The sequence below is a fragment of the uncultured Methanobrevibacter sp. genome (assembly GCF_937881195.1).
Classification (GTDB): Archaea; Methanobacteriota; Methanobacteria; order Methanobacteriales; family Methanobacteriaceae; genus Methanobinarius.
This window is the reverse complement of the sequence record NZ_CALGFC010000024.1, coordinates 22,501-45,701: the sequence shown is the minus strand read 5'-3', so window position 1 is coordinate 45,701 and position 23,201 is coordinate 22,501. Positions and strand designations below refer to the sequence as shown.

At 25.8% G+C, this 23,201-nt stretch carries 19 protein-coding genes and 1 pseudogene; 7 read left to right on the top strand and 13 right to left on the bottom strand.

Going from position 1 to position 23,201, the window contains the following annotated elements:
* Window positions 1-9 precede the first annotated feature (9 nt).
* From Q0087_RS02985 to Q0087_RS02955, 7 genes are all read left to right on the top strand, one after another.
* Window positions 10-2,832 (top strand): hypothetical protein, encoded by a 2,823-nt coding sequence (locus Q0087_RS02985; protein WP_297898190.1) that lies wholly within the window; start codon window positions 10-12, stop codon window positions 2,830-2,832.
* Window positions 2,833-2,869: 37 nt separating this feature from the next.
* The gene (locus tag Q0087_RS02980; protein ID WP_297898189.1) at window positions 2,870-4,234 is read left to right on the top strand and encodes a hypothetical protein; all 1,365 of its coding nucleotides are present in this window, start codon (window positions 2,870-2,872) and stop codon (window positions 4,232-4,234) included.
* Window positions 4,234-4,578 carry a hypothetical protein gene (locus Q0087_RS02975; protein ID WP_297898188.1) on the top strand — a complete coding sequence of 115 codons (345 nt, stop codon included), beginning with the start codon at window positions 4,234-4,236 and terminating at the stop codon, window positions 4,576-4,578. Before Q0087_RS02980 ends, Q0087_RS02975 begins: the two co-directional genes overlap by 1 nt.
* Window positions 4,579-4,678: 100 nt before the next feature.
* A complete protein-coding gene (locus Q0087_RS02970) occupies window positions 4,679-4,846 on the top strand; it encodes a hypothetical protein (RefSeq protein ID WP_297898187.1) in 168 nt (55 codons plus the stop codon).
* Window positions 4,839-5,573: a hypothetical protein gene (locus Q0087_RS02965; RefSeq protein ID WP_297898186.1), complete on the top strand. Its 735-nt coding sequence runs from the start codon at window positions 4,839-4,841 to the stop codon at window positions 5,571-5,573. The genes Q0087_RS02970 and Q0087_RS02965 overlap by 8 nt, the downstream gene beginning before the upstream one ends.
* Before the next feature lie 232 nt (window positions 5,574-5,805).
* Window positions 5,806-6,324 (top strand): hypothetical protein, encoded by a 519-nt coding sequence (locus tag Q0087_RS02960; RefSeq protein ID WP_297898185.1) that lies wholly within the window; start codon window positions 5,806-5,808, stop codon window positions 6,322-6,324.
* Between the two features lie 141 nt (window positions 6,325-6,465).
* Window positions 6,466-7,062, top strand: coding sequence for a hypothetical protein (locus Q0087_RS02955; protein WP_297898184.1), 597 nt, complete (start codon window positions 6,466-6,468; stop codon window positions 7,060-7,062).
* A gap of 217 nt (window positions 7,063-7,279) precedes the next feature.
* Here Q0087_RS02955 and Q0087_RS02950 read toward each other — a convergent pair whose 3' ends face one another.
* The 13 genes and pseudogenes from Q0087_RS02950 to nrdD all read right to left on the bottom strand — a co-directional run bounded on the left by Q0087_RS02950 (window position 7,280) and on the right by nrdD (window position 22,895).
* The gene (locus tag Q0087_RS02950; protein WP_297898183.1) at window positions 7,280-9,130 is read right to left on the bottom strand and encodes an AlwI family type II restriction endonuclease; all 1,851 of its coding nucleotides are present in this window, start codon (window positions 9,128-9,130) and stop codon (window positions 7,280-7,282) included.
* 10 nt (window positions 9,131-9,140) lie between these two features.
* Window positions 9,141-10,046, bottom strand: coding sequence for a DNA adenine methylase (locus Q0087_RS02945; protein WP_297898182.1), 906 nt, complete (start codon window positions 10,044-10,046; stop codon window positions 9,141-9,143).
* Between the two features lie 11 nt (window positions 10,047-10,057).
* Window positions 10,058-11,197, bottom strand: a complete 1,140-nt coding sequence (locus Q0087_RS02940; protein WP_297898181.1) for a DNA adenine methylase — start codon at window positions 11,195-11,197, stop codon at window positions 10,058-10,060.
* A gap of 421 nt (window positions 11,198-11,618) precedes the next feature.
* Window positions 11,619-12,062 carry a GNAT family N-acetyltransferase gene (locus tag Q0087_RS02935; protein ID WP_297898180.1) on the bottom strand — a complete coding sequence of 148 codons (444 nt, stop codon included), beginning with the start codon at window positions 12,060-12,062 and terminating at the stop codon, window positions 11,619-11,621.
* Window positions 12,063-12,095: 33 nt separating this feature from the next.
* Window positions 12,096-12,590, bottom strand: coding sequence for a nucleoside deaminase (locus Q0087_RS02930; protein WP_297898179.1), 495 nt, complete (start codon window positions 12,588-12,590; stop codon window positions 12,096-12,098).
* Window positions 12,591-12,915: 325 nt separating this feature from the next.
* Window positions 12,916-13,689: a tryptophan synthase subunit alpha gene (gene trpA, locus Q0087_RS02925; protein ID WP_297898178.1), complete on the bottom strand. Its 774-nt coding sequence runs from the start codon at window positions 13,687-13,689 to the stop codon at window positions 12,916-12,918.
* A 41-nt stretch (window positions 13,690-13,730) separates the two neighbouring features.
* Window positions 13,731-14,939 (bottom strand): tryptophan synthase subunit beta, encoded by a 1,209-nt coding sequence (gene trpB / locus Q0087_RS02920; protein ID WP_297898307.1) that lies wholly within the window; start codon window positions 14,937-14,939, stop codon window positions 13,731-13,733.
* A gap of 57 nt (window positions 14,940-14,996) precedes the next feature.
* Window positions 14,997-15,608 (bottom strand): annotated as a pseudogene (locus Q0087_RS02915) (phosphoribosylanthranilate isomerase); the annotation flags it as partial.
* 101 nt (window positions 15,609-15,709) lie between these two features.
* Window positions 15,710-16,513, bottom strand: a complete 804-nt coding sequence (trpC, locus tag Q0087_RS02910; RefSeq protein ID WP_297898177.1) for an indole-3-glycerol phosphate synthase TrpC — start codon at window positions 16,511-16,513, stop codon at window positions 15,710-15,712.
* A gap of 160 nt (window positions 16,514-16,673) precedes the next feature.
* Entirely contained in the window at window positions 16,674-17,684 is a 1,011-nt protein-coding gene (gene trpD, locus Q0087_RS02905) for an anthranilate phosphoribosyltransferase (protein WP_297898176.1), read from the bottom strand.
* 97 nt (window positions 17,685-17,781) lie between these two features.
* Window positions 17,782-18,357, bottom strand: a complete 576-nt coding sequence (locus Q0087_RS02900) for an aminodeoxychorismate/anthranilate synthase component II (protein WP_297898175.1) — start codon at window positions 18,355-18,357, stop codon at window positions 17,782-17,784.
* Window positions 18,358-18,408: 51 nt separating this feature from the next.
* Complete coding sequence (locus tag Q0087_RS02895) at window positions 18,409-19,905, bottom strand: anthranilate synthase component I family protein (RefSeq protein WP_297898174.1); 1,497 nt, start codon at window positions 19,903-19,905, stop codon at window positions 18,409-18,411.
* 671 nt (window positions 19,906-20,576) lie between these two features.
* Window positions 20,577-22,895: an anaerobic ribonucleoside-triphosphate reductase gene (gene nrdD / locus Q0087_RS02890; RefSeq protein ID WP_297898173.1), complete on the bottom strand. Its 2,319-nt coding sequence runs from the start codon at window positions 22,893-22,895 to the stop codon at window positions 20,577-20,579.
* Window positions 22,896-23,201 lie beyond the last annotated feature (306 nt).

Here is a 23,201-nt window from a genome sequence, read left to right as displayed (position 1 = left end):
GGTTATTATTTGAATATTTTAGACAAAATGCTTAAAAATTATCCTCACTTTATGGATAAATCAGTTGGAAGTAACAATTATAAAGTAGTATCTAGTTTTTCTAAAACAATCCAATCATTAAAAAAGGATATTCTAAAATTACAATTAAGTTATATCTTAGAAAGGCCTTTGAAACTTTGGAGGGTACAATCAAATCCTTATGAATATTCTATTAATTTTCATGTAAAAATTCCAGACATTAAAAAAATCAGCATATATTCTCAAAGGAATAATGAAGAACTAATTACTATTTATAATGAAGAATTTGAAAGTGGAATAGATGAATTTAATGATTCTATTTTGTTAAATGTAAATGAAGATAATGAAGCGGTTATTCCTAAGACAAAATTCATTTTAGAGATAATTGATTTTAATGATAATCATTTTTTAAAGGGTATTCCTGAAAATGATCTTATTGAGAATAATATTTTTGATCATGATAATAATCTTGATAATATTGGTTCCAATCTTGGTGTTAATAGAAGATTATTAGAAATTTTTAATGATCCCTTAGAAAAAGATAAATTTTATAATACAATACCTACTTTTTTTAATCAAGCAACTGAATCGGATTATGATTATGAAAATAGATTAAAAAAGATAATTCAAATGAGAATAAGTGAACAATTTGTTCAAGTTGAATTATTTGAGCATTTTAATGTTAATTCTGAATTAAAAAGAAAAGATAGAAATGAGATAGAAATTATTGAAGAAGATAATTCTGAATTAATTAACCCTCATGATTCAAATATTTCATTAATTTTCAAATTACCTTCTTCTAAAAATAATGTTCGAGATTTTATATTTGTTATAAAAGACTTTCCTTTTAAATCTATTAAAAATATTAGGGATGATTTTAAAAATCTTGAATTTTATTCTAATAGTTCCTGTAATCTTAAAGATAAATTAAGTCATAAAATAATTAGTAAGGTAGGTTATAATCTATTATTGCTTAAAATACCTTATCTTAAAAAAGATGAGCGATTTACAGTTTATTCAAAAATAAGTAGTACTGTTAATAATGGTGATAGCAGTTTATATCTTAATCGATTTGACTTTACTGGGCATGATGAAACTATCTATTTTGTACCTGATGATATTAATAACCTTAATGGGAATCATCATTTTAGTAATTGTATTGATTTAATCCTTAAGGATAATGTTAAAGTTACTAAAATCACAGTTAGGATAGTTAATACTTTAAATTATCCTTTTTCTGAAAATGTTAAGATAATATTTAATAATAAAGAAGATTTTAGTTCAGCTGAATCATCTCAATCTGAGTTTGCAGGAAAAATTAGTCATTTTTTTGTTTTTGATGTGGATATATCTTCAAATGAAGTTAAAAAAGGAATTGATGTTATATTTGATAATATTGATATATCTCTTATTGATGAAATGTTTCTTAAATTAGAATATGAAACTGAGGAATATAATAATCCTTACAGATTATTAGATGAAACTAATTTTACAGATAATTCGAAAGTTATTGTGAATAATGCTAGTATAAGAAATTCTAATAATGAACCTATTCTTGAGATTAATAGTGAAGGATCTTCAGGATTTCCAATTAAAAATAAAGATCATCAGATTTATACAATATTTAGAACTAGCTCTTTTAATAATTATTTCTTATCTGATTATAGTAATGAAATGGATATTAAACTTAACAATATTAGTTTAAATAATATTGAAATGAATAAAGAAGATCTAAAATACACATTAGGAAAACAAGGAGATTTAGCTAACAGAACAATATTAGATAATCTCGGTTTAAATGAATGGGAATTAGTTAAATTACAATCATTTGAAGATTTTTATTTTTATAATGATAAAAAATATAATGGAAATTATAATAAATTAGGGAAATATTTGCAATTTCTTAAAACTAAATATGGTCATTTGGATGTTGCATTAGTATTAGAGTTAGCTAATAATGTGTTTTGTGAATTTGAGAATAAGGTTATAAGCTATCTTAATCTCAATCCTGCTTCAAATAGCACAAATTTCATAATTGAAGATTCAACACTATATAAAACTAATAATAACAACATGATTATTAGTCCTATTTTAGTAGATTTTTATAATAATCCTTTAGCTAATAAAAACATTAATATAGAAATTCCATTACTTGATATAAATCTTAATCTTTTAACTAATAGTTTAGGAAGAGTCTATCTAAATTTAGATGAGAATATAGCAGATGGTACTTATTATGCGATTGTAACATTTTCTGGGGATTCTATATATAGTAGTGTTTCAAAAAGTTTCACAATTAATATTGAAAGTGGAAATATTGCTAGTATGTATGAAATATTAATAGATAAGGATTTAATTCCAGCTAATATTAAGTATGTTAGTGAAAATAATATTCAAAAGACTATTAATAAGATTTTCCCTTTTTGTAGTCTAGTAGATGTTATATTCTATGAAAAAGAAGAGTATATTTCTAATAATATTGAAGAAAATTCAAATAATATTAGTATAGATAAAATTAAAAATTCTCTCCTTTCATTTGGAGTAAAATATGAGGAAATTAATTTTTATTTGAAAGAACAAACTGTTAAAGATTATCTTTCTTTTAATGATACAATTTATTCAAGATTTAATGATAATAATAATTCTCTGCCTTTAACTTCAAGGTTGAAACAAAAAATTGATGGGTATTTTTTAATTGAGATTAAAATAAAAGATGAAGATCTGATTTTAGCTTATAATAAAATATTAAATATAATTTCTAATGATATTAGTTTTAAAATTACAAATGGGAATTTAACTTATCCTTTAGAATAATAAATGAGTGAATTTTTTTTAAATAATGGGTGTAATTATGGTTATTTCAAAAGATCCTAAAGAAAGTTTTTATAAAGATGACTTTGATATAAGTAGGGAAGCAATCAATGGCATAATGGCTATGATAATAGCAGGAGATAGTATTTACAATATAAAACTTCCTGAACAATATCCTCATAGCATATTTCCTAATAGTGATAATGAAGAATTAGTTAATGGTAGTTTAATAAGTTTAAGTGGGCAGTTTATTAATAATAATCAAACTATTTTAATGGATGCTGGAGAAGAATTAATATTTAATGTTAATCCTAACATGGAGCCATTTAAAAAATGGTGTATAATTAAAGTTAAAACTAGTGTGATTAATAAAAGTTTAAATTTATCAATAAAAAAGGCTATTGATGGAACAGAAATTTTTAATCAAACATTAAATACTTCTGGAGACAATGAAGCTATTTTTGATTTGAATGAATATAATATTGAATTAGAACCAATTTTGATTAATATAACTGCAAATACAAGCAATACAGAAATTACAAATATCATTTTCACTTATGATTTAACTCCTGATGAAACAGATAAGATATTTAAAGGATTAGCTACAGCTATTCAAGGGTTAAAAGCAGATAGTGCAATTCAATCTGGAAAAATAGGAGATATTTCTTTTACAAAACAAGATACAGAATTATCACTATCTGCTCAACAATTATTAAATGTTATTAAAACTGTTGATGGAGTAAGTTCTGGCTTAGACAGTGAATATCTAGGGGGACAGAGATATGATAAATTTGCTTCAAGAATTCAATCAGACACTAAAAAATTTTCAGAACTTCATAATGGAGATTATATTGTTGGATATAATCATATCGGTTCAATAAGTGGAAAATTTGTTACTATAAATCTTGGAAGTGGAGATTGGATTAGTCTTGATGGTTATGATTTTTCAAGTTCTGAAAATTTTGAAGGAGCGTTTAATGGTTCTTATGTTAGTTCAGGCATGAGTACTTCTGAAATTGATTCTTGTTTCACTTTTGAAGTTCAAAGACAAACTCCTCAAGACTTGATTGATGTTAAAAAAGAAATTTTTGATAATATTGATAAAATAAAAATAGAAACTTACAATAATGGGTTTAGAATTAAAAAAAATGGAGTATATATTTATAGTAGATGTTTTGGTAGTGTAGAAATGACAACAACAGGTAGTAATGGAAGTACATATACAACAGTTAACTATCCGTTCACTATGACAGGATCTATTAGAGTAAGTATGGCTAATGCTATGGGTGATCCTTTGAATGTTGGGGCAAGTACAGATCAGACAGATGTTGATTCTGTACGACTTACGCTAAAAAGAGTTTCTGCAGGATCTTCTTCTGTTAGGTGGTCTGTGGAGTCAATATAATGGTTAAGTTAAGTTATAATATAAGTAACATTGAGAAAAAAGAGATTTTTTTATGCCATGAGCCAACAAGTGGAGAAATAGAAATTGAATTAACAGAAGAAGAATATAATGAGATCGTTCAAGATCCACCAGTACCACTGAAATTAAATGATGACGGTAAAATAATTGTAGATGAAACTAGATTAAGAATAGCTGAAATATATCAAGAATTAGAATCTACAAAGTGGGTTGTTGATGAAGTAAATGAGTATCATGCTAATCAAGAAGAAGTTCCAAGCGAATTATTAGATATTTTAGCTCAAAGGAAAATTTTGAAAGATGAGTTAATTGAGTTAGAAAATTAAAATTTTAAATATTTTTTTTATTATATTACTATTTTTTTTATTAAATTTGAATAAGTCTTAGCGTTAGCTATCAACTATTTCTTTTTTTGGGAGGAGGCTTATGAGTTTAGAATCTGAAATAAGTAAATATAAAACTGAATATAACCGATTAAAAATAGATAAATTTTGTAATAATAATTTTAAAGATCATGAAAGATTAAAGATTGTTGAAAAAAGATTAGATGAATTAAGAGAAAAAGAAAAGAAGGAGATGATTAATTATGGTTGATTGGACTAAAAAAGAAATATTACTACCTATCCTTAACCTTGAGGATATGTACAAAAGAGGAGTTAAATATTCAAAAGAACACCCTAAAGAAAAAGAATTCAAAGTATATGTAAATTTCAAAACTAAAAAAGATTACATACTATGGTCTAAAGTCAAAGAACTTAAAAAAGACTTAGCTACAAGAATAGAAAAATATAGAAAAAATAATAAAGAAGAGCCTCATAGTGTTTGGGTTAATAAACCTAAAACTACAGCTACTGTTAAAAAAGATCCTGAATGGATGAAAAATAAATATATATTACAAGTAGCTAAAAATATTGGTTCTTGGAGAAATGGTAAAGAATTTGTTGAAAAAATAAGGGCCTATGCTAAGAAAAAAGGAGGACTATACAAATACTACCTAGACAGCAAACTTTTAGGCACTCAAAAAGAAATAGACGGCCTAACAAATGGTTTACTTGGTAATTGTGTAGACTGGTCACAATTAGGTTATGCAATGTTTAAAATCATGGGTTATATAGCTAGATATGCTCAATGGGCATGTACAAATGTAACACACTTAACTGTTGAAGTTTATAAGCTAATATCTAATAATTATAATGTAGTTGATTTAGCTGCTATTGTTGATGCAAATTCTAGAAGATATGAAATAGGGGAACATTGGTGTTCTAATAAGAGAGTAGCTACTAATCCTAACTGGATGTTTGAAAAAGGAGCAGTAGTCTAAAAAAGGATTATATGTTATTTTTTTTGGGCTATGACCTGAAACTTGAAAAATAGATAGTAAGAGAGCTGATTAAAATATAAATTATAAATTCGTAAGTTAAAAAAAAATTTAGGGAGGAATCTTTGTTGATCTGCTCTCTATTTTTTTTCTAAAAATTTTAAAATATAATTATTAATCATTATATTTATATATTAATAATATCTAATATACTCTTAATGGAGGTTGTTTTTTTATGAAAAATAGGAATTTAGCTATTTTAATAATATTGGTGATTATTGTTTTTGCAGGAGTTATTGGTGGTTTATTTTATATGTTTAATTCATCATTAAACTCTTTAGTAAGTGTTAGTTCTGAGTTTGATACTTTAGCTGATAGTGCTATGAAGAATGAAACTTTTGGGGATGTTAAAATTTCTGTTCCTGAAAATATTACTTTTAGATTATCTAATGATTCTACTGAGTCTAGTGTTCCAAGGGGTTATGAGTCTGATATTGGGATTTATATTCTGATATATAGTGATTATATTACTAAAGATAATATTAATTATATGACTCAAAGTTATGTTGAGGCGAATAATTTATCTGAAATTAAATTAAATGGTCTTTCTGCAAATGCAAAAGCCTATAAAAGTCCTTATGGTACTATCGATGTTATTGTTACTAATGATGAAGGAAATAAGGTAGTTATTTTAACTGTTCCTGTGAGTGATATTTTAGCTGTTAAAATGGCTAATAGTGTCACTTTCACATAACCTAAATTCTTTTAATTATGTCATATATCTCTGAATAATTATTTTCCCCCTTGAATGACTATGTTGTTGTTGAGGGGATTTTTTTTATTTAAATATTTAATAATTAAATTTACTAATATAACAATCTAAGGTACTATTATAATGTCTGAAAAAAATAATATAATTATTCCAAAACCTTCTGAAAATGAATTAAAACGATATTTAGTGAAATGGAATACACTAAAGAATTATGTTGAGCAGGAAAAGGCACTCAACAAATTATTTTTAGAAACATATCCAAAAAACACAGATAAAAGAGATATTTTAATTAAAACAAGCTCTTTAAATGATTTTTATAGTACAAATATATTTTCAATTTTTCCTGTTGCAGAAAATATATTCTCATTAGAAATCGACTCAAGATTAGAAAATAAAGATTTAACTTTAGTAAATGATATTGCAAAAGTTAATATAAATGGAAAAGAAAAAAATTTCTATTCTTTTGCTTCAAAATATTGTTCACATCATTTCCCTTATATATATCCTATTTACGATTCTTATGTTGATAAGGTACTAATACATTTTAGAGATACAGATGAATTCCTGAAATTTAAAAATAAAGATTTAAGAGATTATGAAGAATTTTTTCATATTTTATGTGAATTTAAAGAATTTTATTCAATAAAATCTAATTTAAAAGATTTAGATAAATATTTATGGTTGTTAGGAAAGGATTTTTTCACTAAAAAATATAAATGAAACATTTGAGAAATTAATTTAACCCCTTGACAACTATATTATTGTTAAGGGGACTTTTTTTATTTTAATTAAAAGTTAATTTTAGAAGTTTATTTTAATAGATTTATATTAAATTTTTAATAAATTTATTAGAATTTATATTAATTTTTTTATATATTATTAATAGATTTAAGAGGTAGGTCTTCTTTAGACATATATCTGTTTTTTAGGTGTTATATTAAATTAAAGAAGAATCCCAACTATTAAGACATTCATTAATTGTATCCATCCATTGTGGGGATTCAACTTCTGGGTTATGAGGTACTTGAGATAACTTTTCGAATAAATTCTCTAAATCATTACTATCAATAATTTTTCCATCAATCCTATACTTATCAATAATGTTTAAAATGTTTATGTATTGATTTAAAGTTAAAGGAATAATATTTTGTTTTCGTCCCTCATAACCATAAAGAACAAAAGGCCAAAAAGTATTTAAGGTATCTCTGTGTATAACAGGAGCAATAAACAAACAATAAAATTTTTTATCATATTTATCTTCTAAGCTTCTTAGGTGTCTCATAACTGGCTGAACTTCAGCTTCTGTTTGACTTCTATTTTTCATCATTGTAACTTCTACAGATAAATTAAAATTTTCATAAAAACATTCAATATCTGCTTTGTTTCCAGGGGCAGTAAAAGTAGGCTCGCCATCATCTCCTATTTTTAAGTTAGGTTTTATTTTTTCAGCGTCATCTATAGACATTAAGCTTAGGGAAGTATACCATTCCAATTCAATCGGTTCTTTAAAATTTGATTTAGAAGGTTTTAATCCACCTAACCTTCTAAGTTCTTCTTTATATTCGTTTAAATTGTTTTTATTTTTCTCTCTAATAAAAATAAATTGTTTATTTATATTTTCCACATTGTTTCTTAAATTATTAATGATTTTTTTAAGATCAATAGTATTAATGTTTGTAATGTTAATATCCAATGAATAATCATTTAAAGAAACATTGGGGTATTGATTAATAATATCAGCTTGTTTATTCTTAATATTAGTGTTTAATTGTGAAAATATTTTCTCTAAAGTTTCTCTACTTTCCCATGGCAATTCTGGAGAATGAATATCTGACAAATAACTAATATATTCTTTTTTATTCTCATAATGTGATGAGCTTACACCTATTTGAGATATTATATCCTTCGATTCTTCTAAACGATTAGGATTAATATCAATAAATCGTTTATATCCTCTGAAATTTATGTAACCAGTAATTCTGAAATAACGAATTGCAGAATCAGCATAATCTCTTAAATTATTTAATGATTTAGTAATCTCATATTCTTCAGAAGGATTAATCTCAAATGTTTTACATATACTTTCGATCATTGATTTTTCTTTAAAAGATGATTTATTTTCAGATTTTTTCAAACAATCTCTGTAATTAATTATATCTGAAACTGCACCTTCAATATCGAGATAATGTTTAATAGGAATAACATATTGCTTAAATTCTTCTATACTAATTCCTTTTTCTTTATTACCTCTATTTTTTTCTACCTCATTAACTTCATAGATAACTTTTAAAGTAGCAATGAATGGCTTTATATCAAAATCTTTCATACCTTTATCTATAGGATTTGGCAGTTCCCATTTTAAACAAAATTTGAACATGAATTCTTCAAAACTAACATCTCCATTTAATAATAATCTTCCGAGTTTTGTGATTTGAAGTTTTTCATTTTTCCCCCATATTATAAGGCCTGTTTTTCTTAAAGGAGCTAAAGCAGTCCGACCTCTGCCACTCTTATCGAACTTTTTGCCAACATAAGAATCATATATTCTATCTGTGCTGCTGTCATCAAAGACACCATCGAATTCATATTCCATTATAAGGTCTTTTGGAGTATTTCTAGGTTTATAAAACTTATTTTTTATCAAGGTCCAAAAATATTTAGCTTGATTTTCAGCAGTATTTTCCATTCCTTCAAATTTTTCAATAGCTTTTAAATTATTTAATATCCTAATAGGATTTCTCACTGAAGTATTAAAACTCCATACTTTTCCCTTAGTTCTTTTTGCCATAGTATCTACTCTAATAATTGCATATTAAAACTTCAGTAGTTTTATTCTTTTTTTTAATTTGATAATTTGAATTTGAATAATTATAATTTAAGTGATTAACATTATATTTTTTAGACCATCTTAATAAAATTTCATTAGTTTTTCCCTTACTTTCTATAACATTAGAAAGTGCAAATTTTATATTTTCTGAATCAACCCAGTCAAGCAATTTTAATAAGTCTTTTTCATTTTGTTCAGACCAACCATTTTGCTCATTATAAGAAGCTAATGTTATTAGATATGGTGGATCCAGATACAAAAAATCATTTTCATCAAAGTTGTTTAATTTAATTTTTTTAAAATCGGATGAATTAAATTGAATATCTTTATCTTTAATTTGTTTGGAGAAATTCATTAAATTATTTCTAGAATTTTTGTTAAAATCTCTTTTTCCCACAGGAACATTGAAAAGACCTTTCTTGTTAAACCTAATTTGATTGTTAAAAGAGAAAATAATCAATGTGTAAAAATATAAGTATTTATCAGACCCTTTTAAAAAATTTTCTTTATTAAAATCATCACGCAACTTATTATAAGATTTTTTGTTGTATTGAGCAAGACCTTGATTAGAATTACATTTATAAAAACCATAACCATTCACATAAGTATTTGATAATTCATATTCTTCAATTATATCTGTAATTTCATCAGCTAAAACATCATGGTTCGTATTTTTAATGAATTTAAATAAATTTATTATTTCTTTTTCTATGTCATAACAATAAATTTTTTTTGCATTAATATTTAAAGAAACATTACATCCTCCACAAAATAAGTCAATGAAATTATTTATATTTTTAGGAAATAGGGGTAATAATTGGTTTAATAATTTATATTTCCCTCCAGTATAATTAATGCATGATTTGATTAGTTCCATATTTATCCCAATTATATTTCACAAAGATATAATAATTCTTTATGATCTGATATATCACTTTTACCAGTAGTATATGCTTTATAATCACAATCAAAGATTTTCACGTTTCCTTTATTCTGTAATATTTCTAAGATTTCATTATAACTTATTTTTGCATTTGATCTACCTACACCTTTTTCTCCCATATTACTATATGAAACTAAGATATATTTAGAATCAATATTCGCAATTAGCTCTTCAAATGCCGATGGAGCTTTTACTGTACAGTATTTACTTTTTGTCTTAGATCTATCTTTCATTTTTTTAGCAATGCCTACAACTTCTGGTTTTTTCCATTCAGCTAAGTTTTCTAATAAGTGATATGTATCTCCATATTGTCTAGAATTATAAGGAGGGTCTATATAAACTAAATCTGCATTGATAGATTTTACTAAATCGTTTGAATCCATACAATATATTTCATTTGCATTGTTATTTTGATTTAGATTAGGAATCATTAATTCAATTTTTTTTTTAGTATCTAATATTCTTCTGTAAGCGTCATAATGTCCACAAGTATTGGCTACTTTATCTGTAGCGTATATTAAACTTGTGATTAATATGCATCTTTCTCTAAAATTTAAACCAGCAATACTTTCTATTTTTTCCCTAATATATCCTATTTTTCTAGCATTTTCATTAGTAAAAAATGAGTCACCAAATTTTTCTGAAAAATAGTTATCTTCTTGCACAGCAGTACTATTAAAATGTTCAATGAGGTTTTCTAATTTACCCATATTAATTTCATCATTAGAAAAAAAGGTATTATATATCAAATAATTAGATTTTAGAATATCATTTACAATTATTTTTTTATCATTATTAAAGTAATCAGCTACTATTCCAGTTCCTGCAAAGATATCTGCTATAGTTTCAATTTTTGAGGGTATATTAGAAGTAACATAGTGAATAAATTGTAAAAGTTTATATTTACTTCCCAAATAACGTCTGTTTTGTATATGGAATTTATTTTGAGAATTATTCTTATAATTAAACTCATACTTATTTAAGTTAAAATGAATAGTTTTTTTATTATCCTTATTAATATTACCTATATTCCTAGGAGATATTTCATTATTAATCATTTTCAAGCTAGCTTGCCTTTGATTCATCATAAATAATCCTCAATATATAATTAGCTTATCCAAAATATGTTATCTAATTTAATATTTTATTTTTAATATTATATAAGTATTATCTTATATGAGTATATTTTGGAGAAATACATTATATTCTTTAATTTTCGAGAGAAAATAATTCTTTAATAAGTTATTTCTTAATTTTTTATATCTATTTTTTTCATTTGAAATTATTAGTCTTGTAGCTGCAAGTAGTGTTTTTTCAAGTGTAAATACTATTTTTTATATATTTTTTATATTTACTTTATAAGCTATTTTTCCAACTGTACGATATTTCCGAGCAGTTGATTTTTTTTATTATAATATTTTGTTGATAGTTATTGAAAAGTAATGTTTAATAGGTTAGTTCAATATATTTATTAAAAAATAGTATTTTGTTCAATATAGTTATGTTTCAATTTTTTTTTCCAAAAAAGTAAAATTTATTAGTATGGCTTAACATATTTCTATTTGTATTTTTTCTAAAAGTGATGAAAAATACACTTACTCCTGTCACTAATACCGCAAAATCATGATTTTGTTTTTTAGCTTCTTTTTCTAATTTATTCATTATGAAAGTAGCTAAACCATTATTTCTATATATTTTTTTGACAAAAACCCTCTTAATTTCTACAGTATCATTAGATAATTCTTTAAAACTTCCACAAGCTATTGGAGTATTACAATCATCATCCTCATCAAAAATAAGAACTACAAAATGTTCTCCTTCGAGATTATTAACTTTTTGATATTTATCTACATTACATCCCGCATTTTCATAATATTCCTCCCAAAGCTCTTTAGATAGATTGATAAAATCTTGGTTTTTCTCATTGGTGCAAAAATTACTAAATTTCATGATAAAACCCAAAATAAAAAATATAATGGTAATTTAATTTGTACTAGTGTTATTATCTACTTTTTCTAATTCTTTTTTCCATTCTTCTGAATTTTCATTTATATATGTTTGTAAAAGTTCCTTACATTCAGGATTATTTAAACTAACGACCTTTACGCCATTACTCATAAGTAGATTTTCTGCACCAAGAAGTGTTTTATTTTCACCAATAACCACTTTTGGAATTTTATAAAGAATTACTGCTCCAGAACACATAGGACAGGGAGATAAAGTAGTGTAAAGAGTAGATTTTTTATAATCTTCTCCATTCAACCTACCCTCTTTATTAGCATTTTCAATAGCATCTAATTCTCCATGCAAAATAGCTGAATTATTTTGAATGAGTTTATTATGGCCCCTACCTATAATTTCGCCATCTTTAACTAAAACAGCCCCAATAGGTATTCCACCATCATTAAAAGACTTTTTAGCCTCCTTAATAGCTTCATTTATAAAATAATTATCATTGACTTTATTTATTTCATCCATTAAAACACCCAATACAAATGATGATGATTAATCCCATATATTGTTCTTACATATAATATTTAACTATTTAAAAATTTATATATTATTTTATTTATTGTTTTGTATATTATTTTGATAATGTAAATAATTACTAATATTATTTATATATATATAGTAAATCATTAAAAAAAAAATGAATGAAAAAAATATATGAATAAAAAATAATAAAGTAAAAAATAATAAAGTAGAAAATAATAAAGTAGAAAATATAAAAATAATAAATAAAATTAAAAATATAAAAATTAGAAAATAAAAGATAGAATTAATAAAAAATAAGTATTACTAATTAAATTATAGTTGAATTCTTCATAGCTGTTACATATTTTTCTATATGTGGTCTTGCATTATCTCCATGTTCTTCTATGATTTTAACAATAGCACTACCAACTATCACACCATCAGCAATTTTAGATATATTTTTAGATTGTTCCGGTGTATTGATTCCAAAGCCAACAGCTACTGGAATGTCAGTCTCGCTTTTTATTTCAGAGATAATTTCATTTAAATCAGTTTTAATTTCACTTCTAACCCCTGTTACTCCCATTGATGAAACAAGGTAAATAAAACCTGTAGCATCTTTAGCTATCATCCTTATTCTATCTTTTGAAGTTGGAGCTATCAAAGAAATTATATCCACTTCATAATTTTTTGCAATATCTGATATTTCGCCTTTCTCTTCATAAGGTAAATCAGGAATAACAATACCATTTATTCCAACATCTTTACATTTTTTAAAGAATTTTTCATACCCATAATAAAAAACAGGATTTATATATGTAAGGAAAACTAAAGGAATATTTGATTTTTCTCTTACAGTAGTAACTAAATCGAAAATATCATCGGTGTTGATTCCTTTAGATAAAGCTCTTATATTAGCATTTTGAATAACTGGTCCTTCAGCTATAGGGTCAGAAAAGGGAATACCTATCTCTATAATATCTGCACCTGCTTTTTCCATAGCTAAAATATATTCTATTGTTTTTTCTTTTGAAGGGTCTCCAGCAGTTAAAAACCCAATAAATGCTTTTTGATTCTTGAAAGCCTCTGTAATCTTACTCAATTTAATCTCTCCATATTATAATTAATATTATAAAATTTAACTTAGCTAACCTCATTATGTTCGTTGATAGGATTTAATTTAGCTAATTTATATTTTTGAATAGATTCTACATCTTTATCTCCCCTACCAGAGAGACAAACAACAATAATATCATCTTTATCCATTTTTTTTGCCATCTTTATGGTTTGAGCTATGGCATGAGCACTTTCGATTGCACATATAATTCCTTCTTGTTTAGCTAAATATTCAAAACCTTCTACTGCTTCGCTGTCAGTAATTGGAACATATTCTGCTCTTTTGATATCATGAAGATAAGCATGTTCTGGGCCGATACCAGGATAATCCAAACCTGCAGAAATTGAATAAACTGATGCAATCTGACCATAATTACCTTGACAAAAATAAGATTTCATTCCATGAAAGATCCCGATTTCCCCTTTAGTGAGAGATGCCGCATGATATTCAGTATCAATCCCTTGCCCACCAGCTTCACATCCTACTAACTTTACATCTTTATCATCTATAAAATTGTAAAAAGATCCAATTGCATTACTTCCACCACCAACACATGCCACAACAGCAGAAGGCAATCTTGATTCTATTTTATATAATTCTTCTTTTATTTCTTCACTTATAACACTTTGAAAATCACGAACAATCATTGGAAAAGGGTGGGGACCCATAACAGATCCAAAAACAAAGTGAGTATCATGAACTCGTGTAGTCCATTCCCTCATTGCCTCATTTACAGCATCTTTTAATGTTTTTGTTCCACTAGATACTGGATTAACTTTAGCACCTAACAGTTCCATACGATAAACATTTAATGCTTGTCGTTCAATATCCTCTTCACCCATGAAAATTTCACATTCCATGTCTAAAAGTGCTGCTGCTGTTGCTGTAGCTACACCATGCTGACCCGCCCCTGTCTCTGCTATAACTCTTGTTTTGCCCATTTTTTTAGCCAACAAAACCTGACCAAGAACATTATTAATCTTATGAGATCCCGTGTGATTAAGATCTTCCCTTTTTAGATATATTTTGGCTCCTCCCAAATCATTACTCATATTCTCTGCAAAATATAAAAGTGAAGGGCGACCTGCATATTCATTTAGTAAAGTATTGAGTTCCTCCATAAAATCAGGATTATTTTTATAAAAATTGTATTGATTTTCAAGATGGATAAGTTCATTCATTAATGTTTCAGGAGCGTATTGTCCCCCATATAATCCATATCTTCCATTTTCCATATTTTCACATCTTTTATTATTTGATTTATTTATATTATTTAATTTATTAATAATTTTATCTATCTTTTTAGAACTTTTAAATCCATTTTCTTCAGTACTAGAGCTTAAATCTATTGCAAAAGGATTGATCTTTGAAACACCATGAATATTATCACTATTTATGCCTCCAGCTAAAAAAAATGGTTTTTTGATATTACCTATTATTTCCCAATCAAAAACTTTTCCTGATCCTTTTCCACTATCCAGCAATAAATAATCAACATCAGAATTTTCCCACTTTTCAATAGTATCCCTAATTCTAATTTTAGAATCTTTATTTTTAATTTCAATAGATTTTATAACTTTAATATTATTATCAAATTCTTTTAACTTAATTATATAATCTTCATCTTCGCCACCATGAAGTTGAACAGCATCAATAATATTATTTTTTATAAGATGGAATATATCTTCAATATTTGAATCAACAAAAACTCCTACACTAATAATATTATCATTTAAAACATTTTTTATATTTTGAGCTTCATCAAAACTTACTTTTCTTTTACTATCTGCAAATACAAATCCTATATAATCAGGATTATATTTATTTATAATTTTAGCATCTTCAATTCGCCTTAATCCACAAATTTTAATCTTAATATTTTTATTTGAATCGAGGTTTTCCATATTAATACTTTTTATATTAGAATTTTTTTTAGCTTTATCTTCTTTTATTTCATTTTTCATTATTTCATACTCATTAAATAAATATACAATATATTAAAAAACTATATCAAAGATGTTAAATCATCCATAGCTAACTTTTTATCCTTATTTTTCATGAAAAACTCACCAATCAAAACAGAATCAATATTATTATCATTTAAAATTTTTATGTCTTTAGAATTCTTTATACCACTCTCAGAAACAATTATAAGAGATTTCTTCAAATCATCGGAGATGTATTTTTGTAGATTTATAGTATTATTAACATCCACAGTAAAATCCTTCAGATTCCTATTGTTAATACCGATGATATTTGCTCCTGCATCAATAGCTATGTTAATCTCATCCAAATTATGAGTTTCTACTAATGGAAATATATTTAAACTATTTGAAAGTTCTATATATTTTTTTAATGTTTTAGGTTCTAAAATAGAAACTATAAGAAGTAAAGCAGAAGCCCCAAGTAATTTTGACTCATAAATCATGTATTCATCAATTATAAAATCTTTTCTTAGAACTGGAATATTCACATTAGATATGATATCAGAAAGATATTTATCATTACCTTTAAAAAATTCGGGTTCTGTTAAAACTGAAATAGCAGATGCCCCTGCATTTTCATACTCTTTAGCTATTTTCACATGGTCAAAATCATTGCAAATAATACCCTTAGAAGGAGAAGCTTTTTTAACTTCACATATGAAAGATATTTTATCTTCTTTTAAAGCTTTCTCAAAATAATTACTTTCAGATTTAATATTCTTAAATTTATTATTTAATCTTTTTTTTAAATCTTTAAGAGGAATATTCTCTTTTTTATCAGCTAATCTTTTTTCTGTTGATATTAAAATTTCTTCTAGAATCATGCCAAACTCAACCAAATTCAAATTATATAAATTAAAAAACTATTTAATTAATCTAAATTAAAAAACTATTTAATTAGTCTAAATTAAAAAGTGATTTAAATTAAAAAACTACTTAAATAATATAAATTAAAAATTATTTAATTACTATTTATTTTATAATTTAAATATTGTTAGACATATAAACAAAATTATCTAATTTTTCCTTAGCTTTACCACTATCAATAAGTTTTTCAGCCATTTTTATGCCTTTTTCTAAATTACTTACTTTACCTGAAATATAAAGTCCTGCTGCCGAATTAAGAACGATAGCATCTCTTTTAGGACTTTTTTCACCATTTAGAATATTTAATGCAATTTGAGCATTTAAAGATGAAGAACCTCCAGTTATTGAAGACTTTGAAGCAAATTTAAAGCCATAATCTTCAGGGTTTAAAGTATACTGGGAAAATTTCCCCTCTTTTATCTCACAAACGGTTGTAGGAGCAGAAATAGAAATTTCATCTAATTTATCTTGACCATAAACAACCATTGCATTTTTAACACCTAAATTATGAATAACCATTGCAATTGGAAGAACAAGAGATTCATCATATACCCCAATTACCTCCATGTTAGCACCAGCAGGATTTAATAAAGGACCTAAAATATTAAAAATCGTTGGGATTCCCAACTCTTTTCTAACAGGAGCAACATATTTCATAGCTAAATGATAGTTCTGAGCATATAAAAAGCAAATACCTATTTTTTCAAGTAAAAATTTGCTTTTCTCTGGTGAAATATCTATATTTACACCTAAAGCTTCTAAAACATCAGCAGCACCACATTTACTTGAAAAAGCTCTGTTTCCATGTTTAGCTACTGGAACTCCTCCTGAAGAGATGACAATTGAGGATACTGTAGAAATATTAAATGAATTTGATCCATCACCACCAGTCCCTACAATCTCTAAAACATCCATGTCAGTTAATAATTTAACACAATGATTTCTCAAAGAAGCTGCAGATGCAGTTATCTCATCTATAGTTTCGCCTTTCATAGATAAAGCTGTTAAATAAGAGCTCATCTGCACTTTACTAGCTTTACCCATCATTATTTCATTCATTGATTCTTCGGCAATTTCATAAGAAATATCTTGATTTTTAGTTAATTTTAAAATAGCTTCTTTTATCATATTTTACCTCTCAAATTAGCCAAATAAGTTAATAGTAAATATTTATTATATATTAATATTTCCTATTTTTCAATAATCAGCATATTAAAATTTAAATCTAAGAATTAACCTCCAAGAAATTTTTAATAATAGCATTACCATTAGGAGTCAATATTGACTCTGGATGAAATTGTAATCCATAAACAGGATATTTTTTGTGAGAAATTGCCATTATTTCATTATCATCATCGGACTTAGCTATTATAGAAAGATCTTTTGGAATTTTTTCTTTATTTGCAGAAAGTGAATGATAACGACCTACAGAAAATTCTTTTTTTAAATTTTTAAATAAAATATTATTAGTATCAATTTTGACATTAGAGGATTTTCCGTGAACTAACCTTTTTGAATATGTAACTTCTCCACCAAAAGCTTCATAAATAGACTGATGGCCTAAACAAATCCCTAGTATTGGTATTTTTTTATAAAATTTCTTTACAATATCTATTGATATTCCTGCATCAATCGGCCTCCCAGGCCCTGGAGAAATGACAATAAATTCTGGAGAAATTTTTTTAATATCAGATATAGTAAATTCATCATTTCGAATAACATTAATATCAGGATTCAATTCTCCAATCATTTGATATAAATTATAAGAAAAACTATCATAATTATCTATAAGTAAAATCATTTTATCACCATATATTTTGTAAATTAAAGAATGCTTTAAAAATTAAAATAATCATAAATTAATATTTTCCGCCGACTTTAAAGCATTTAATACTGCTTTTGCTTTATTTATAGACTCTTCAAATTCTAATTCAGGAATACTATCAGCAACAATACCTGCACCAGATCGGATGAAAACTTTATTTCCTTTAGTAAAAGCAATTCTGATAGCTATACATGTATCCATATTACCGGATAAACTAATATACCCAATTGCTCCACCATATATCCCTCTTTTGTTATTTTCCAATTCATTTATTATTTCACATGCCCTAATTTTGGGTGCACCTGAAAGAGTACCCGCAGGTAAAATCGCGTCTATAACATCTAAAGCATTATTATCCTTTTTTAATTTACCAGAAATAGTTGATCCTATGTGCATTACATGAGAAAATCTCTCAATAGTGAGATATTTTTCAACATTTATAGAACCAAATTCACTAACTTTTCCAAGATCATTTCTTCCAAGATCAACTAACATATTATGTTCTGCAAGTTCTTTTTCATCAGAAAGAAGATCTTTTTCTAATTTATCATCTTCTTTTTTAGTTTTACCCCTAGGTCTTGTTCCAGCTAAGGGAAAAGTATATAATTTGTCATCTTGAAGTTTAACAAGAGTTTCTGGAGAAGCACCTGCTATTTCAATGTCATCACTAGAAAAATAAAACATATAAGGAGATGGATTAGAAGTTCTAAGGATCCTATATGTATCCAATAAACTACCCTCTATTTTACAAGACAAAGGGTTAGATAAAACAACCTGAAAAATATCTCCTTCTTTTATATGAAACTTAGCTTTTTTTACTATTTTAGAAAACTCTTCTTTAGAAAATAAAGGTTTAAAATCACCTAAAAGTTTTAACCTATTATCTTTTCCACTTATTGGAACTCCATTAGTTATAATATCTTTCAATTTCATTAATTTAGATTTAGCAATCTCATATTCTTTTTCAAAATTATTTACCTTTATATTGACAATTAAAAAAATCTTCTGTTTAAGATTATCAAAAACGATTACTTTATCAAATAACATTAAATCAACATCTTTAAAAGATTCTCCATTTTCAGAGTCATTAGATGAATCTTCAATTAGCTCAAGAGATGGTTCAACATATTTAATGTAATCGTAGGCAAAATAACCCACAAGACCCCCTGTAAATGGAGGAAGTTCGGATATTTTAGGACTTTTATTTTCATTTATTATTTGATTGATGTATTTTTTAGGATTTTTAGTTTTTTTATTAATATTTTTATAACCTTTTATGTTTAGAACATTATTCTCACAAGTAATTTCTAATGTTGGATCAAATCCCAATATTGTGTATCTCCCCCAATTTTCCAAATCTTCCATACTTTCCAATATGAAGCAATGTTTACTATTATTTTTTAAAATTTTGAGTACTTCAATTGGAGTTTTTATATCTGATAATATTTCACAACTAATAGGGAGGACTTTATAGTCCCCATTATCAATTATCTCTTTTGCTTTATCTATTGGTGGGAAAAACATGCTATAACTCCTTTTGTTAAATAATGATTATTAAAATTTCAATTTTATTTTTCTTCAATTTTATTTTTCAAAATAAACTGTTAATTAGATTAATATCTCCTAATTTAATAAATAATTGATAAATTAAGAATTATATATAAATAATTAATAAAATACGAATTAATTTGATAAATATATACTAATTAAAGATTTTTATAGGTTTAATTTAAATATTAACCCCAAATAATTAGATTATAATATTAAAAACTTAATGTTAATAATTCAATTTTAAGAACTTTATCGTATAAATAGATTATATACTGTACTATTTAAACCTTTGTAGTACATTATTGTACTATTAAAATATTTGTAATTATTAGTAAATATATATTAAAATTACTAAAATAAATAAAATAGATAAAATAATTAAAATAATAAAAATAATGAGATAACAATAATATTAAAATAATAATAATAATAATAGTTAAGATAGTAAAAATAATTAATAATGTACGAAATAATATTAAAATAAAAAATTATTAGTATTATATGTTAAAAATAAAGTAAAATAAAGGAAATAATTAAAAAATAAAATATTTTATATATAACAAATTTAGTAAAAAATAAAAAGATAATATCAAATAAAAGAAGATATTGATAAAAATATAAAATTAGGTTTAAAAATATACTTATTAACTATTTTCAAACCTTTTCCTATCTGCAAGTTCTTGTTTTTTACCGGCATTCCATCCTCCAGAGGAAGATTTAGCCCTACCTACTTGTTGAACATATCCTGTTATCCTATCATACCATTCAACATCATCACGCTCACCACAAGTAGGACATTGATCGTTTAATCCTTTCATTAAAGTTTTACATTTAATACAAAAACTTAATGCTGAACTGTAAGCCCAAAACCCAATGTCAGATTTTCTAGCTATCTTATTTGTTAAACTCATAAGAGATTCAGGATCAGAATAAGATTCACCCATAAATGCATGGAAAATATGACCTCCACCAGTTAGAGGATGATATTTCTCTTCAATTTTAATTTTATCTACCAATGACACATCTGAATTGACTGGAACATGAGAAGAGTTAGTGTAATAATTAGCCCCAGATTCTCCTTGAGTAATTACCTTATCTGAAAATTTTTCTTTATCAAGAGTTGCAAATCTATATGCAGTAGATTCTGCAGGAGTTTGTAAAATAGTCCAACGAAGACCTGTTTCTTTCTTCAATTCCTGTGCTCTTTTATTCATATATTCCAATATTTTAACACCAAATTTATTAGAAGAAGGATCATCAATTCCAGAACCAAATAATGAGGCAAGCATCTCATTAAGTCCTACAAAACCAAAAGACATTGTAGAATTTTCAATTCTATAATAAACATCATCTTCAACACCTTGATTAAGGAAAGGAAGAAGATTAAAGTTATTTAAACAATTAAGACCTTGTTCTCGCCTAATATTTAATGCTCGAATACCCAAATCCATATAAGAATCTATGTATTCGAAAACTTCAGATTCATCCCTAGATTGATAAGCAATTCTTGGAAGATTTAAAGTAATATATGCCAAATTACCGGTTCTTAAACAATCTTGACTCCAGTCTCCAGTCCAGTTATCTTGAAGACATGTTCTACAACCCATATAATTAGCCATATTGCCCCTGTAATCAGGCAACATATTTGCAAAATAGGCAGAACCATATTTAGCAGAAAGTTCATGAACTTTAAGTAAATCTTCCGCATATTCATCTTTTAATGATTCTTTTCTAAGAGTATAAATAGTATTAGGGAACAGATGAGGTTTTCCATCTGCATCTCCTTCAAGCAATATTTCAGTAAATGCCCTTTGGAGCATCCTAGTTTCTTCTTCAAAATCACCATAGGTTCCAACTTCTTTACCTTTAGGACCATAAGCAATTTCATCTTGAAGGAATTTAGGAACACTAAATTCTAGATTCATGCTAGTAAAAGGAACTTGAGAACCTCTAGCTGCATAAGCCATGTTAAGATTATAAATCAACATTTCAACAGCTTGTTTAACTTTTTCATAAGGAAGTCCTCTTGCAAAAGGAGCTACGAAGACATTCCAAAGAGACATACCCTGTCCTCCAGACATGTTTTGCTGTGCTGCAAGCATTATTTCCCCAGTATGATTCATTAAAGTTTCAATATGATTAGGAGCCCCAGCTACAGAAGTATGATCACCAGTACCATCCACTTTAAGTCCATATTTAATAAAGGTACGAATATCATGTTGCATACAATTTAATGGCCTTCCTGCAAAAAATTCCAAATCATGAATATGTATATCTCCAGACATATGTGCATCCGCTAAGTCTGATGGAAGCATCTGAAGTAAAGCATATTGTTTTAAAGCTTCATCAGCAACATATTTATGAACACTTTCAGGATTGTGAATCATATTAGCATTATCACGAGACCCATTTTCTATTAAAGAAGTTATATTATAAACAGGAATACCTAAACGAGTGTATCTACTCCTTAAATCTTCTAATCCATGTTCAACAAGTTTAGTATTAACTATTTCCCTTATCATTGGAGCAGTTAAATATTCAACATTTAGTTTTTTAAGTTCTTTCCAAACTTGAGATGCAATTTCAAAAGCTGTTTCTTGTGAAGCGCCAGTTTCTTCAATTAGAGTATTAGCAATTTTAGCAAGATCAAAAGACTCAATTTTATCCCTTGAAGTCCTGACTTTCAAAGTAGTAACTGCCAAATACTTATTAGCACTTTCTTCATCAACCTCAGATAATAATTCATAGACTATTTTTTTTATTTCTTTTGTTGAAACTCCATCATAAATAGATGAAACAACAGTAGAAAGAATCCTATCAGACTCAAAATATGGAGCTTCAACCATTACTAATGATCTTAAAAGTTTTTCATAACTAAAACGCTCCATTATCCCATTGTTCTTTTTGACACAGATTTTAACCTTGTTTGACAAATTGTCTGTCATCTTTGTCTCGTTTTGCATTGCCAACACCCTTGATAAATTAAATCTAATTAAATTGATTAGAATAAATGATAATAAATCAAATAATTTAAATTTTCAATTTAATATTGATTTTTAATTTTATTTATAAATTAATTCGTAAGTTAATACATATTTAAAAATATAATTAAAATATTTAATAAAACGTTTTGAATTTAAAAATACAATTAATAAAAATGTATTTAATTTGAAAATACATTTTTAAAATAACATAGCTAAACTTATTTATCAAAAATTATTTTCTTATTATCTATATAAATATTAAATAATTAAGTATAACTAAACAAT